This window comes from Parageobacillus caldoxylosilyticus, assembly GCF_019272935.1.
Taxonomy (GTDB): Bacteria; Bacillota; Bacilli; order Bacillales; family Anoxybacillaceae; genus Saccharococcus; species Saccharococcus caldoxylosilyticus.
Genome location: NZ_CP040553.1, coordinates 769,461 through 783,457 on the forward strand (window position 1 = coordinate 769,461; position 13,997 = coordinate 783,457).

The following is a 13,997-nucleotide window of genomic DNA, read 5'->3' on the forward strand; positions in this document are numbered from 1 at the left end:
CTCAATCTATGTAATAGAAATTTTACAATTGATTCATGCTTTGCAAATAAAAAAATACATGCTATAATGCATTTGTTTTATTTTTATGCAAAAAGAGGTGTGAAAAAACATTGTCACAGTTTGAAACACCATTATTTACTGGACTATTGGAGCATATTAAGAAAAATCCTACTCAATTTCATATTCCTGGTCATAAAAAAGGAGCAGGGATGGACCCTGAGTTTCGAGATTTTATTGGAGAAAATGCGTTATCGATGGATTTGATTAATATCGGTCCACTTGATGACCTCCATCACCCAAAAGGCATTATCAAGCGCGCTCAAGAACTAGCCGCTGAAGCATTCGGGGCTGATTATACATTTTTTTCCGTCCAAGGAACAAGCGGTGCCATTATGGCAATGGTGATGTCGGTTGCGGGTCCCGGCGATAAAATTATCGTTCCGCGTAACGTGCATAAATCGGTCATGTCTGCCATTGTCTTTTCTGGTGCAACACCAATTTTCATTCATCCGGAAATTGATAAGGAGCTCGGGATTTCTCATGGAATTACACCTGAAGCGGTAGAAAAAGCACTTAAGCAACATCCCGATGCAAAAGGAGTTCTCGTTATTAATCCGACTTATTTTGGCATCGCCGGTGATTTAAAGAAAATTGTTGAAATCGCTCATTCCTATCATGTTCCTGTTCTTGTTGATGAAGCACACGGTGCCCATATTCATTTTCATGAAGCTCTTCCGCTTTCTGCAATGCAAGCTGGAGCGGATATAGCGGCAACAAGCGTTCACAAACTAGGCGGTTCTTTGACGCAAAGCTCTATTTTAAACGTACGTGAAGGGCTTGTATCTGCCAAACACGTACAAGCTGTTTTAAGCATGTTAATGACTACATCTACTTCTTATTTATTGCTAGCCTCTTTGGATGTTGCACGCAAACAGCTTGCTACACGAGGGCGGGAGCTTATCGAAAGAGCTATTCAGCTTGCTGAAAAAACCCGGAAACAAATAAACGAAATTCCTTATCTTTATTGTGTAGGAAAAGAAATTTTAGGAACGGAAGCAACATATCATTACGACCCGACCAAACTGATTATTTCCGTTAAAGAGTTGGGATTAACGGGATATGACGTCGAAAAATGGTTAAGAGAAGCGTATAACATTGAAGTAGAGCTGTCCGATTTGTATAACATTTTATGTATTATTACTCCTGGAGACACCGAACAGGAAACGGACATGCTTGTCCGTGCGCTTCGCCATTTGTCGGAGCAATTCCGCCATCAGGCGGCAGAAGGAGTAAAGCCGAAAGTATTATTGCCGGACATCCCTGCTCTTGCTTTAACTCCGCGCGACGCGTTTTACGCGGAGACGGAAGTCGTGCCATTTGACGAATCGGCAGGACGAATTATCGCGGAATTTGTCATGGTATATCCGCCGGGAATCCCGATTTTTATTCCTGGGGAAATTATTACCCAAGAAAATTTAAATTATATCAAAAAGAATTTAGAAGTCGGTCTGCCGGTGCAAGGGCCGGAAGACGACACGCTACAAACATTGCGGGTGATTAAAGAGCATAAGCCAATCCGATGAACCTCTCCTGAAAAAAGCGCAGGCCAAATACTGGCTTGCGCTTTTCTTGTTCTTTATAAAAGTAAAAGGCGCGCATGTGCCCCTTTCACATGCGCGCTATGTGCAAACCTTCCCCCACCGTTTGACCGTTTCTTTATTCTTCCTCTTCTGCAGTCTCATCGCTATTGCATTTGCAACATTTTCCGTAAAGCGTTGTCACTTTTTCGTCTTCAAAATGTGCAATGGTCGCATCACATGTTTGACATACGATTGTGCCCATCCCCAAAACTCCTTTGTGATGATATATTCGTTCGTTAATTTCATAATAATATATCACATTTATGATGTCAATAGCATATTTGTATGTCACATTTATTTTTTATTAAGCAAAATAGGAGTGTTCTTTCACCATTCTAAAAACAAATAAAAATCAATAACCCGCCTTTGCGTAAACATGGTACAATAAAAATCAGGATATTCACGATAGGGGGAGAGAATATGGCGACACATGCTTACATAAAGCTCGTTCCTGCGTCGAAACAGAAAACGATTACATTAGAAGAAGTAAAACAATTGTTTCACTATTACCGAGATATCTTAAGCAAAACAGGGGAGCAGCTCGGTTGGAGGTACGAACAGGCCGCCTTTCCTTATCAGCTGGCGGAAACGGACGAAGGAAAGGGAAAATGGTTTTACTTAAAAGGGGACGGCCACCGGTATCGAGCAATAATCATCGGTGTCGGGCCGCATACGGAAACAGACTCGGAAGCAGAATCATCACTGATTCAAATTACGTTGCCAAACGAGGCGACATACGGTGATAAGGGGAAAGCGAACGAATTCTGCAAGTTTCTCGCCAAAAAACTAGAAGGCGAGCTTCATCTGTTTAACGGAAAGGTGATGTACTTTTGCAAGCGATAGTGGTTCCCGCTATCGTTTTTTATTTTTTCTTATCGAAACGCTTCCCAGACAAAATGCTGACAAGTAAAGTACGTAACAGCCGTCAATGCCGTTGTCCAAAACGCTTTCCGGGTGCGTAAGCCAAGTTTTCGCGCTAATAAAAAGGCCATATATAAAAACACGCAAAGCATCATCCCTTTAAAAAATGGCCGGTCGCGCCCTGACAGCCATTCGATCAGGGAAAAACTGCTCCAAATCATCATGTGCAGTAAAAATGCCACATATTCTTTCATCGATCATCCCCCGCATCTCCTCTACCATAACGATATGAACGAGCAAGGGAAAATATTATTGATCAGTGGACAAGAAAGGTCATTTATAGAACAAAAATAGGTTTCAGACATTTGTCTGAAACCTATTTGTCCACTTACTTAGTGATAATATGGATTGGAGTGCCAAGAACAGCTTCTGCTGCTTCCATTGCAATTTCGCCTAACGTTGGGTGAGCGTGAATCGTTAACGCGATATCTTCCGCCGTCATTCCCGCTTCGATGGCAAGCCCAAGTTCCGCGATCATATCGGAAGCATTCGGACCGACAATTTGCGCGCCGATGATGACACCGTCTTCTTTGCGAGCGACGAGCTTCACAAATCCGTCTGTATCGTTCAAAGAAAGCGCACGGCCGTTTGCGGCAAACGGGAATTTTGCCGTTACCACATCGATTCCTTCGTCTTTTGCTTGTTGTTCAAAATAGCCGACAGAAGCGCATTCCGGATCGGAGAACACAACAGCTGGAATTGCGATGTAATCCACTTCAGACGGTTTTCCGGCGATCGCTTCGGCAGCGATTTTTCCTTCATAAGACGCCTTATGGGCAAGCGCCGGTCCCGGAACGATATCGCCGATGGCGAAAATATTCGGAACGCTTGTCCGGCATTGTTTATCCACTTCAATTAAGCCGCGGTCCGTCATTTTGATGCCGATTTGTTCTAAACCGAGCTCATCAGTATTCGGACGGCGTCCTACCGTTACGAGCACATAGTCTGCGTCAATCGTTTTCGCTTCCCCTTTTACTTCAAAGGTAACCGTCACGCCGTCTTCCCGCTCTTCCACACCTTTAGCAAGCGCATTGGTGAAGATTTCGACGCCTTTTTTCTTTAAGCGGCGTTTCACAATGGCCGTCATTTGTTTTTCAAAGCCGGATAGAATTTCGTCTGCACCTTCAATAATCGTTACTTTAGTGCCAAAGTTCGCATACGCAGTGCCTAATTCCACGCCGATATAGCCGCCGCCAATAACGACAAGCGATTTTGGAATTTCCTGCAAGTTAAGTGCGCCGGTGGAATCAAGCACACGTGCGGAAAACTTAAAGTTAGGAAGTTCGATCGGACGGGAGCCCGTTGCGATAATAGCGTTTTTGAATGTATATGTTTGCGCGCTATCCCCGTTTACGACACGCACCGTATTGGCATCGACAAAATATGCTTCGCCGCGCACAATTTCCACTTTATTTCCTTTCAACAAACCTTCGACGCCGCCAGTTAACTTTTTCACGACGCTTGCTTTCCATTGTTGCACTTTCGAAAAATCAACGGTAACATTTTCCGCTTTAATGCCAATATCTTCCGAATGTTTCGCTTCTTCATAACGATGGCTTGCGGAAATAAGCGCTTTAGACGGGATACATCCGACGTTTAAGCATACTCCGCCAAGGTTGCCTTTTTCTACAATGGTTACTTTTTGCCCCAGCTGGGCTGCGCGAATTGCAGCCACATAACCGCCAGGGCCTGCACCGACAACAAGCGTTTCTGTTTCAATTGCAAAATCGCCAACTACCATGTTTTTTACGCCTCCATTAATAATAATTCAGGGTCATTTAATAGACGTTTAATGTGATTCAACGCTTTTTGCGCTGTAGCACCGTCAATCATGCGATGGTCAAAGCTTAACGACAGCGCTAATACCGGAGCGACTACGATTTCGCCGTCACGGACAATCGGTTTTTCGGCAATGCGTCCAATGCCAAGGATGGCTACTTCCGGATGGTTAATGACCGGAGTAAACCATTGACCGCCGGCAGAACCGATATTGGTGATCGTGCAAGACGCACCTTTCATTTCGTTTGGCATTAGTTTTCCTTCGCGTGCTTTTGTCGCAAGTTCATTAATTTCTTTTGCAAGTGCAAAAATTGGCTTGCGATCCGCGTGTTTGATAACCGGAACGAGCAAACCGCGGTCCGTATCGGCAGCAATGCCGATGTTGTAATAATGTTTATGAATGATTTCTTCCGTTGCGTCGTCAATGGATGTATTTAAAACTGGGAATTCACGCAGCGCTGATGTCAATGCTTTTACCACATATGGCAAGAATGTAAGCTTGATGCCTTTTTCCGCTGCAATCTCTTTGAATTTTTTGCGATGTGCCACCAGTTTTGTCACATCCACCTCGTCCATTAAAGTGACATGTGGCGCCGTATGTTTCGAATTGACCATCGCTTTGGCAATCGCACGGCGGATGCCGCTCATTTTCTCGCGAGTTTCTGGGAACTCGCCTTCTAGCACAACAGGTTGTTGAGCTGCTGCAGCCGCTGCTTTTTCTTCTTTTGCGGTTGGCGCTTCTTGTTTTTGCGCCGCTGCCGCACCGCCGGCAAGGAATGCGTCAATATCGCTTTTTAACACGCGGCCATTTTTCCCGGTTCCTTGCACAAGGCGAATATCGACACCTTTTTCACGGGCGTATTTACGCACAGAAGGCATCGCAATGACACGACGGTTTGGATCGACTTCCGGCTGTCCAGCTGGTTCTGTTTGCGGAGCTGCCGCTTCGCTCTTTTCTTCTTTCGACACTTCTTGCGGTTTTTCCTGCTGTTTCGTCTCATCTTGTTCTTGGCCTTTAAACGTCATGTTTTCATATCCAGGCGCATCAAACGTAATTAACGTTTGGCCAACGGTTGCTACCGTTCCTTCTTCGACTAAAATTTCCAGTACTTTCCCTTTTACCGGAGACGGAATTTCCACAACCGCTTTATCGTTTTGCACTTCGCACAAAACATCGTCTTCATTGACTTCATCGCCAGGTTTGACAAACCATTTGACGATTTCCCCTTCATGAATGCCTTCGCCGATATCCGGCAGCTTAAATTCAAATGCCACTGTTTGTCGACCTCCTATTGTTTTCCAAAAAGTATGAGGGGGGAAGAAGCAATGCGCTTCTTCCTAATTGTCACTCTTAGAAGTTAATGACTTTTTTCGCCGTTTCAATCACATCTTTGAAGTTAGGCAGCCATACGGATTCTGCTTGCGCGAACGGGTAGACCGTATCCGGTGCGGTGACGCGCAACACAGGAGCCTCGAGGCTTAAAATCGCCCGTTCATTAATTTCTGCTACAACGTTTGCGGCAATTCCGGCTTGTCTTTGCGCCTCTTGCACTACGATCGCCCGTCCGGTTTTTTCGACAGAACCGATAATCGTTTCAATATCTAACGGCTGAACGGTGCGCAAGTCGACCACTTCGGCAGAAATGCCTTCTTTTTCTAATTCTGCCGCCGCTTTTAACGATTCATGCACCATTGCGCCATAAGCGATGATCGTGATATCTTTTCCTTCCCGCTTAATGTCCGCTTTGCCGATTGGAATTGTATATTCTCCTTCCGGCACTTCTTGGCGGAACGAACGATACAATTTTAAGTGTTCTAAGAAAATAACCGGGTCGTTGTCGCGGATGGCTGAAATCAGCAATCCCTTCGCGTCGTATGGAGTAGACGGAATGACGACTTTTAATCCAGGCTGTTGTGCAACTAAGCCTTCCAAACTGTCAGAGTGCAGTTCCGGTGTATGAACGCCGCCGCCAAACGGAGAACGAATCGTAATCGGCACGTTGTAGCGGCCGCCGGAACGATAGCGGATGCGCGCCATTTGTCCGCAAATCGCATCCATTGCCTCATAAACAAACCCGAAAAATTGAATTTCCGGAACCGGGCGGAATCCTTGCAGAGCCAGTCCGATCGCAAGCCCGCCAATTCCCGATTCAGCAAGAGGCGTATCAAATACCCGGTCTTCGCCAAACTCCGCCTGCAATCCTTCCGTCGCCCGGAATACGCCGCCGTTGACCCCAACGTCTTCCCCGAATATTAGCACGTTCGGATCGTTTTTCAACTCGATGCGCAACGCATCCGTGATCGCTTGAATCATTGTCATTTGCGCCATGGCTTACTTCGACTCCTTCTCTTTATAAATTTCATACTGCTCTTTTAGGTTAAATGGCAGTTCTTCGTACATAATGCTAATTAAATCCGTTACTTTTTGCTTCGGCGTTTCGTCCGCCTTTTTAATCGCTTCTTTAATTTCTTCTTTCGCTTGTTCAATTACTTTGTTTTCTTCTTCTTCGCTCCATAAGCCTTTGTTTTCCAAAAACTTGCGGAAGCGGACAAGCGGATCTTTTTTCTCCCATTCGTTTTCCAATTCTTTTGTACGATAGCGAGTTGGGTCGTCTCCTGACATCGTATGCGGCCCATAACGGAAGCACAATGTTTCGATAAGCGTCGGGCCTTCGCCATTGATCGCGCGCTCGCGAGCAGCACGCACAGCCGCATATACGGCCAATGGGTCCATGCCGTCGACTTGAATTCCAGGAATCCCCGCTGCTACCGCTTTTTGCGCAAGCGTTTTGGCCACCGTTTGTTTTTCTACTGGAGTGGAAATGGCAAAACGGTTGTTTTGCACGACGAAAATGGCTGGCGCTTTAAATGCTCCCGCAAAGTTGATCCCTTCATAGAAATCCCCTTGCGATGTACCGCCGTCACCTGTATATGTAATCGCTACCGCTTTTTTGCCGCGTTTTTTCAGTCCTAGCGCTACGCCTGCTGCTTGAATATATTGCGCTCCGATGATAATTTGCGGCGGCAGTACGTTTACTCCTTCCGGAATTTGATTGCCGTGGAAGTGACCGCGTGAGAACAGAAACGCTTGATAAAGCGGAAGACCGTGCCAAATAATTTGCGGAACATCACGGTATCCAGGCAAAATAAAATCCTCTTTTTCCAATGCAAAATGGCTCGCGATTTGGCTCGCTTCTTGTCCCGCTGTCGGCGCATAGAAACCTAAACGGCCTTGGCGGTTTAACGAAATCGAGCGCTGGTCAAGAATGCGGGTGTACACCATGCGGCGCATTAATTCTTTAAGCTGGTCGTCGCTTAAATCCGGCATTGCCGCTTCGTTTACTACTTCCCCTTCTTCGTTTAAGATTTGAAATGTCGGAAATTGTTCAGCAATCTTTTCAAGCTGCTCCGTAAAATTGAATCGGGATGCTTTTTTTACACCCATTCTGTTCACCTCTACCTTTCGTAAATTTAAAAATAAGGATTCATTGCAACGACAACGTTGATTCATATAGCATTAATTTACCCAAAATCATAAATAAATAAAAAACAGCTGTTTTTGTTCCACGGCGTAAACGGGCGAACACTGCTGAAAAATACCTGTATTAATCATTTTAATTATTGTAATTAGTACAATTTTGTCCGCGCTTTTAAGTTTACACTTTATTTTACCAATCGTCAATCACTTTGATTTATCATTATTTTTTATAATTTAACTGCTTTTTATTGGAATGGAAAGATATCTATTTAGAATGTGTTATATTACAACACAAAACTCTGTATTAATCCTGTTTTATATTTTTGCAAAATATAAAAGGGGGGGAAAAATACAGCCCCCGCTTTCCTAAATTATGTTATTTCCACATATGATATAATTGCTTTTTTTCCCTATTATACTTTTTTGTATAGGCATTAAATTGTCCGTTTATATCCATTATGTTCCGATAACGTTCATTAATTCGGTCGATTTGCTGCTGAAGCCGTTCGGCCGTTACATCTTTATTTTGCAATAAAATATAAAGTTCTTTTTCTAATGTCAGCATCTCTTTATACTGGACATACAGCTTGTCATACGTTTCATAGCGTTGTTCCGCGACTTCAATGAATTGGTTGATCTGTTGTTTTGCATGTTCATCGTGAAGCCCGCTCATTTCTCTTTTGATCAAATTTAACTGCCGTTTTCCTGAATGCATTGCCTTATATTCTCCGGCAAGATATTTTCTCCGCTCCTCTATGATCGTTAATGCTTCTTTCGCTAACTGCTCCACTTTTGTAAAATGTTTGAAGCCGTACGACATCATGCGGGCATATAATGCATTTTGTTTTTGTTCCAATTCCGTTAGTTTTTTCTGCTCTTCTATTGCGTCCTTTTCATAGGCAGCCATTTTCTGAACAGCCGAAAGAACCTCTTGCTTGCCAATAAGATGACTGCAGCCGGCAAGCAGCAGTAATGCGGCAATAAATCCCATCCACCTTTGCATCATCTTTTGCAACGTTTTCTCTTCCTTTCCCATGTATCTGTTTCATTTTAGTTTACGTCCAAAATATATTTTTGTTAGACTTAATTCAGACATCAACGTCATACAGGGAGTGAAGACATGATGATTACGATGAAAGATATTATTAAAGAAGGACACCCGACGCTGCGGAAAGTAGCCGAACCTGTTCCTCTTCCTCCATCGGAAGAAGATAAACGAATTTTGCAAAGCCTGCTTGATTATGTAAAAATGAGTCAAAACCCGGAACTTGCTGAAAAGTACGGATTGCGTCCCGGAATTGGACTGGCCGCTCCGCAAATCAATGTATCGAAGCGAATGATTGCCGTTCATGTGACCGACGAGAAAGGCACGTTATATAGCTATGCGCTATTTAATCCGAAAATCGTCAGCCATTCTGTTCAACAATGTTACTTAACGAGCGGTGAAGGATGTTTATCGGTCGACCGCGACGTTCCGGGATACGTGCCGCGCTATGCCCGCATTACTGTGACCGGAACGACAATCGACGGCGAAGAAGTAACCCTGCGCTTAAAAGGGTTGCCCGCCATTGTCTTTCAACATGAGATCGATCATTTAAACGGCATTATGTTTTATGACCATATCGATCCACAAAATCCTTTTAAAGTGCCGGACAATGCTATTCCCATCGAACGTTAAACGTAAAAAGGGCTATATCCTGCACTGGATATATGCCCTTTTTTTACGGAATTAACTCAAGCTGCTTTAATCCGTATAATATCCCTTCTTCTCCAACCGGCTTCGTAATGAAATCGGCCGCTTTTTTCACTTCCTCCTGTGCGTTGCCCATCGCAACGCCAGTTCCCACGAACTTTAACATTTCAATGTCATTCAACCCGTCGCCGAACGCGTACACATCCTCCTTGGCAATGCCGAGTTTCTCAATCATTCTCCGGATTCCCTCCGCTTTCGATCCTCCTACCGGCAATACGTCAGTAGATACATTATGCCAACGGACAAAGCGAAACTGCGGATATGCTTTTATATATGTTTGTTCTTCTTCTGCCTTGCAAAATAAAAGCGCTTGATAAATGTCTTCATTTTCATAATAAAGCGGATCAAACGGAGGGTGGGAAAATTTCAAGCTCCCCATGCTGACATGGATATACGGATGATTTTCCATGCTCGCTCTCATCTCATTCGCATTCATAAAAACGAGCGGATGGCCGTTTTGATGCGCGTCTTCTTTTAATTCATGCAATTTTTGCCGTTCAAGCGGATGCTTATAAATAACATCCCCTTCGAATACTACATATTGCCCGTTGAAACTGACGAAAGAATCAATTCCTAGCTGCTTTCGCAAGTTAGCAAACATAAACGGCGCTCTGCCTGTGGCAATCGCTACATACACATTCGCCTTTTTCAATTCCTGAATGGCCCTTACTGTCGACGGCGGGAGCTGTTTTTCATCATCAAGCAGCGTGCCATCAATGTCAAAAAATACAATTTTTCGCTTCACAGTCTCTCCCCTTAACGCTTAATTTCTTCATTCTTTACCGTACTGAAAAAAGCTGAAAATGTCAAACAGCAGGCAAAAGCCTCGTTCCACTTTTATCCATGAAAAACAAGCCTTTGTTCACATATAATATAATATAGAAGAAGGACATTTACTTTCACCAAGAAATGAGTACAATAGGAAGTAAGGAGTGATGAAAAATGTTGAAAAAGCTGAAAAAGAAGCTGCTTCAACAATGGAAAGATCTGCTCCGGAAAAAATCGATCGCCTAACCTTTATGATAACAGCCCTTCCCCTAAGAAGGGCTTCTTTCTAAAAAGCGAATGAAAACATAAAAATTCGTCAAAGATGTTACATATCATGTTTTTCCCCTATCCTTTCTTTTTCCCATTTTCTTTATCCTATATAATATAGTGAAAAAAACATGAAAACCATCCTTACTTTATATATAATAAAAAGGTTAAAGGAATAATCGTTCAATAAGGAGAGATTTTAGAATGATTTTTAAAGTGTTTTACCAAGAAAATCCTGATGAAGTGCCTGTGAGAGAAAAAACAAAAACGCTCTATATTGAAGCGGAGTCGGAACGGGAAGTACGCCAAAAACTGCGCGGTCGTACGATGAATATCGAATATATTCAGCCGTTAGAGGGAGCCCACCTAGAATATGAAAAGAAAAATCCTGATTTTAAAGTATTGGAGATTTGAATATGAAATTTTTAAATGATCAACAAGTCGGTGTATTTGCCCTCGGCGGATTAGGTGAAATCGGAAAAAATACATATGGCGTACAATTTCAAGATGAAATTATTGTCATTGACGCGGGAATTAAATTTCCTGAAGATGAACTGCTCGGAATTGACTACGTCATTCCTGATTACACGTATTTAGTAAAAAACGCAGAGAAAGTAAAGGGACTGTTTATTACTCACGGGCATGAAGACCATATTGGCGGAATTCCATACTTGCTTAAACAAGTGAATATTCCAATTTACGGCGGAAAATTAGCGCTCGGGCTAATCCGCAACAAACTTGAAGAACACGGGCTCCTCAGACAAGCGAAACTTATTGAAATTCGCGAAGATGATGTCATTCGCTTTCATAAAACAGCGGTGACATTTTTCCGGACGACGCACAGCATTCCTGACAGCTATGGAATTGTCGTCAAAACTCCGGTTGGCCAAATTGTTCATACAGGAGACTTTAAGTTTGACTTTACCCCGGTCGGCGAACCGGCAAACTTAACGAAGATGGCGGAAATAGGAAAAGAAGGGGTCCTTTGTCTGCTTTCTGACAGCACCAATAGTGAAATTCCGCATTTTACCATGTCGGAACGCCGCGTTGGGGAAAGCATTCACGATATTTTCCGGAAAGTGCAAGGACGCATTATTTTTGCTACCTTTGCCTCTAACATTCATCGGCTGCAGCAAGTAACGGAAGCAGCCGTAATGAATAATCGCAAAATTGCTGTATTCGGAAGAAGCATGGAGGCTGCGATTGAAATCGGACAAGAACTCGGTTACATTAGATGTCCTAAAGATACTTTTGTCGACGCAAACGAAATTAATCGCCTTCCTGCCAATCGTGTGACGATTTTGTGTACCGGCAGCCAAGGAGAACCAATGGCCGCGCTGTCGCGCATCGCCAATGGCACCCATCGCCAAATCCAAATTATGCCTGGCGATACAGTTGTCTTCTCTTCTTCGCCAATTCCGGGCAATACGGTAAGCGTCAATCGAACGATTAACATGCTGTACCGCGCCGGGGCCGAAGTCATCCATGGGCCGCTGAACGATATTCATACCTCCGGACACGGCGGGCAAGAAGAGCAAAAGTTAATGATCCGTTTAATGAAACCGAAATATTTTATGCCGATTCACGGCGAATATCGCATGCAAAAAATGCATGCCAAGCTTGCAGTCGATTGCGGAGTGCCGGAAGAAAACTGCTTCATTATGGATAACGGCGAAGTGCTTGGGCTAAGCGAAAATGACGCACGCATCGTCGGCAAAATTCCATCCGGCTCCGTCTACATTGACGGCAGCGGAGTCGGCGATATCGGGAATATCGTCTTGCGCGACCGCCGCATTCTATCGGAAGAAGGCCTTGTCATCGTCGTTGTCAGCATTAACATGAAAGAGTTCAAAATCGCAGCCGGTCCGGATATTATTTCGCGTGGATTCGTGTATATGCGCGAATCGAGCGATTTAATTAATGAAGCGCAGTCCCTCATTACGAAACATCTTGAAAAAGTGCTTGAGCGCAAAACGAATCAATGGTCGGAAATTAAAAACGAAATTACGGAAACCCTTGCGCCATTCCTATATGAAAAAACAAAACGGAGACCGATGATTTTACCAATTATTATGGAAATATAAATAAAACAGCTGTTCCGGTTTGATATGATCCCCTTATAGTAGACAGAAAAAAGAAAGCCAATTAATCTGTCTACTATGGAGGGGATTTTTCTATGGGGAAAATACGAAAAACATATGATGCAAAGTTTAAAAAGAAAGCGGTGGATTTATATTGGAAAGAGGGCATGGGATATAAAACGGTGGCGAAAGAATTAGGGATTGATGAGTCCATGGTACGCCGATGGGTGAAACGCTATGAACAGGAAGGAATGAAAGGGCTAGAGGAAAAACGAGGAAAGGCAAAAGGACCAGGCAAAGGAAGACCGAGAACTCGTCCGGAAGATCCTGAAATGAAAATCAAGCGTCTTGAGGCGGAAGTAGAGATGCTAAAAAAGCTCTTAAAGAGGTGAAAGGGGGAATGGAAGCAGTACCAGCTCACAAGAAGTTCGCGATCATTCAAGAAATGGCCGGGTGTTATGGTTCGATTCAACGATTATGTGAAATAGCAGGCGTGTCTCGAAGCGGATATTACAAGTGGGTAAAACGACAGGAACGCCCTTCTCCGAAGCACTTGGAAGACGAGCAGCTAAAGGAAAAAATCCAAGAGTGCCATGAAGAAGTGAAAGGAATCTATGGGTATCGGAGAGTAAAAGTTTGGCTGAAACGGAAATACAAACTGGATATCAACCATAAACGAGTACAAAGGCTGATGAGGGAGATGGGAATTCGGGCAGTGATTCGGAAGAAACGGCCTTATTACGGAAAGAAAGAGCCTTATGTGATTTCGGACAACCATCTAAACCGAGATTTCCACGCGTCCAAGCCAAACGAGAAATGGGTGACAGATATTACCTATTTAATTTTTAATGGGCAAAAGCTCTATTTGTCCGCCATTAAAGATCTATACAACAATGAAATCGTGGCCTACCATATCAGTCAAAGAAATGACATCAAACTGGTCATCGACACGCTAAAAAAGGCCATAAAAAAACGGAATGTAAATGGACTCCTCCTTCATAGTGATCAGGGGTTCCAGTATACATCCCGCCAATACAACAATCTACTAAAAAGATACAATATAAAGGCCAGTATGTCCAGGAAAGGAAACTGTTTGGACAATGCCTGCATGGAAAACTTCTTCAGCCATTTCAAGGCAGAGTGTTTTAATCTGTACTCTTTCCGCACGGCCGAAGAGGTGAAGGATGCCGTACACAAATATATTCGTTTTTATAACCATCAACGTTTCCAAAAGAAATTAAATAACCTGAGTCCTTATGAATATAGGACTCAGGCTGCTTAAATGTGCTTTTTTATTCCTGTCTACTTGA

Annotated in this window: 16 protein-coding genes; 8 read left to right on the top strand and 8 right to left on the bottom strand. The window is 43.6% G+C overall.

What is annotated here, in order from left to right; translation table 11 throughout:
* Positions 1–110: 110 nt before the first annotated feature.
* On the top strand, positions 111–1,583 hold the full coding sequence (locus BV455_RS03900) for an aminotransferase class I/II-fold pyridoxal phosphate-dependent enzyme (protein WP_017434645.1): 1,473 nt from the start codon (positions 111–113) through the stop codon (positions 1,581–1,583).
* Positions 1,584–1,716: 133 nt separating this feature from the next.
* Here BV455_RS03900 and BV455_RS03905 read toward each other — a convergent pair whose 3' ends face one another.
* The gene (locus tag BV455_RS03905; protein ID WP_017434644.1) at positions 1,717–1,842 is read right to left on the bottom strand and encodes a GapA-binding peptide SR1P; all 126 of its coding nucleotides are present in this window, start codon (positions 1,840–1,842) and stop codon (positions 1,717–1,719) included.
* Positions 1,843–2,060: 218 nt separating this feature from the next.
* On the opposite strand from BV455_RS03905, the gene BV455_RS03910 reads away from it, so the two are divergent.
* Positions 2,061–2,483 (top strand): DUF1885 family protein, encoded by a 423-nt coding sequence (locus tag BV455_RS03910; RefSeq protein WP_042407304.1) that lies wholly within the window; start codon positions 2,061–2,063, stop codon positions 2,481–2,483.
* Positions 2,484–2,512: 29 nt separating this feature from the next.
* Here the strand turns inward: BV455_RS03910 and BV455_RS03915 are convergent, their stop codons facing one another.
* The 6 genes from BV455_RS03915 to BV455_RS03940 form a co-directional block, all read right to left on the bottom strand.
* Complete coding sequence (locus BV455_RS03915) at positions 2,513–2,755, bottom strand: hypothetical protein (protein ID WP_017434642.1); 243 nt, start codon at positions 2,753–2,755, stop codon at positions 2,513–2,515.
* Between the two features lie 134 nt (positions 2,756–2,889).
* Positions 2,890–4,302 carry a dihydrolipoyl dehydrogenase gene (gene lpdA, locus BV455_RS03920; RefSeq protein ID WP_017434641.1) on the bottom strand — a complete coding sequence of 471 codons (1,413 nt, stop codon included), beginning with the start codon at positions 4,300–4,302 and terminating at the stop codon, positions 2,890–2,892.
* A gap of 5 nt (positions 4,303–4,307) precedes the next feature.
* Positions 4,308–5,615 (bottom strand): dihydrolipoamide acetyltransferase family protein, encoded by a 1,308-nt coding sequence (locus tag BV455_RS03925; RefSeq protein ID WP_042407307.1) that lies wholly within the window; start codon positions 5,613–5,615, stop codon positions 4,308–4,310.
* A gap of 76 nt (positions 5,616–5,691) precedes the next feature.
* Positions 5,692–6,669 carry a pyruvate dehydrogenase complex E1 component subunit beta gene (gene pdhB / locus BV455_RS03930; protein ID WP_017434639.1) on the bottom strand — a complete coding sequence of 326 codons (978 nt, stop codon included), beginning with the start codon at positions 6,667–6,669 and terminating at the stop codon, positions 5,692–5,694.
* Between the two features lie 3 nt (positions 6,670–6,672).
* A complete protein-coding gene (pdhA, locus tag BV455_RS03935; RefSeq protein ID WP_017434638.1) occupies positions 6,673–7,785 on the bottom strand; it encodes a pyruvate dehydrogenase (acetyl-transferring) E1 component subunit alpha in 1,113 nt (370 codons plus the stop codon).
* Positions 7,786–8,194: 409 nt separating this feature from the next.
* The gene (locus BV455_RS03940; RefSeq protein ID WP_244380864.1) at positions 8,195–8,824 is read right to left on the bottom strand and encodes a YkyA family protein; all 630 of its coding nucleotides are present in this window, start codon (positions 8,822–8,824) and stop codon (positions 8,195–8,197) included.
* Between the two features lie 117 nt (positions 8,825–8,941).
* Between BV455_RS03940 and def the strand changes: the two genes are divergently transcribed.
* Positions 8,942–9,496, top strand: coding sequence for a peptide deformylase (def, locus tag BV455_RS03945; protein WP_026078418.1), 555 nt, complete (start codon positions 8,942–8,944; stop codon positions 9,494–9,496).
* 43 nt (positions 9,497–9,539) lie between these two features.
* On the opposite strand, the gene BV455_RS03950 is transcribed toward def, so the two are convergent.
* On the bottom strand, positions 9,540–10,316 hold the full coding sequence (locus BV455_RS03950; protein WP_017434635.1) for a Cof-type HAD-IIB family hydrolase: 777 nt from the start codon (positions 10,314–10,316) through the stop codon (positions 9,540–9,542).
* Between the two features lie 190 nt (positions 10,317–10,506).
* Between BV455_RS03950 and BV455_RS20640 the strand changes: the two genes are divergently transcribed.
* From BV455_RS20640 to BV455_RS03970, 5 genes are all read left to right on the top strand, one after another.
* On the top strand, positions 10,507–10,629 hold the full coding sequence (locus BV455_RS20640) for a hypothetical protein (protein WP_017434634.1): 123 nt from the start codon (positions 10,507–10,509) through the stop codon (positions 10,627–10,629).
* A gap of 181 nt (positions 10,630–10,810) precedes the next feature.
* A complete protein-coding gene (locus BV455_RS03955) occupies positions 10,811–11,020 on the top strand; it encodes a DNA-dependent RNA polymerase subunit epsilon (RefSeq protein WP_017434633.1) in 210 nt (69 codons plus the stop codon).
* Between the two features lie 2 nt (positions 11,021–11,022).
* Positions 11,023–12,690, top strand: a complete 1,668-nt coding sequence (gene rnjA, locus BV455_RS03960) for a ribonuclease J1 (RefSeq protein ID WP_017434632.1) — start codon at positions 11,023–11,025, stop codon at positions 12,688–12,690.
* Positions 12,691–12,782: 92 nt separating this feature from the next.
* The gene (locus tag BV455_RS03965) at positions 12,783–13,079 is read left to right on the top strand and encodes a transposase (RefSeq protein WP_042409082.1); all 297 of its coding nucleotides are present in this window, start codon (positions 12,783–12,785) and stop codon (positions 13,077–13,079) included.
* Positions 13,080–13,087: 8 nt separating this feature from the next.
* Positions 13,088–13,969 carry an IS3 family transposase gene (locus tag BV455_RS03970; protein WP_061580003.1) on the top strand — a complete coding sequence of 294 codons (882 nt, stop codon included), beginning with the start codon at positions 13,088–13,090 and terminating at the stop codon, positions 13,967–13,969.
* Positions 13,970–13,997 lie beyond the last annotated feature (28 nt).

Bases quoted from the DNA above. Each gene is read 5' to 3' on its own strand.
- BV455_RS03970 (WP_061580003.1), top strand. From the start codon at position 13,088: ATGGAAGCAGTACCAGCTCACAAGAAGTTCGCGATCATTCAAGAAATG.
- BV455_RS20640 (WP_017434634.1), top strand. From the start codon at position 10,507: ATGAAAAATGTTGAAAAAGCTGAAAAAGAAGCTGCTTCAACAATGGAA.
- BV455_RS03905 (WP_017434644.1), bottom strand. From the start codon at position 1,842: ATGGGCACAATCGTATGTCAAACATGTGATGCGACCATTGCACATTTT.
- BV455_RS03910 (WP_042407304.1), top strand. From the start codon at position 2,061: ATGGCGACACATGCTTACATAAAGCTCGTTCCTGCGTCGAAACAGAAA.
- BV455_RS03955 (WP_017434633.1), top strand. From the start codon at position 10,811: ATGATTTTTAAAGTGTTTTACCAAGAAAATCCTGATGAAGTGCCTGTG.
- lpdA (WP_017434641.1), bottom strand. From the start codon at position 4,302: ATGGTAGTTGGCGATTTTGCAATTGAAACAGAAACGCTTGTTGTCGGT.
- BV455_RS03915 (WP_017434642.1), bottom strand. From the start codon at position 2,755: ATGAAAGAATATGTGGCATTTTTACTGCACATGATGATTTGGAGCAGT.
- BV455_RS03965 (WP_042409082.1), top strand. From the start codon at position 12,783: ATGGGGAAAATACGAAAAACATATGATGCAAAGTTTAAAAAGAAAGCG.
- BV455_RS03940 (WP_244380864.1), bottom strand. From the start codon at position 8,824: ATGATGCAAAGGTGGATGGGATTTATTGCCGCATTACTGCTGCTTGCC.
- def (WP_026078418.1), top strand. From the start codon at position 8,942: ATGATTACGATGAAAGATATTATTAAAGAAGGACACCCGACGCTGCGG.
- rnjA (WP_017434632.1), top strand. From the start codon at position 11,023: ATGAAATTTTTAAATGATCAACAAGTCGGTGTATTTGCCCTCGGCGGA.
- pdhA (WP_017434638.1), bottom strand. From the start codon at position 7,785: ATGGGTGTAAAAAAAGCATCCCGATTCAATTTTACGGAGCAGCTTGAA.
- pdhB (WP_017434639.1), bottom strand. From the start codon at position 6,669: ATGGCGCAAATGACAATGATTCAAGCGATCACGGATGCGTTGCGCATC.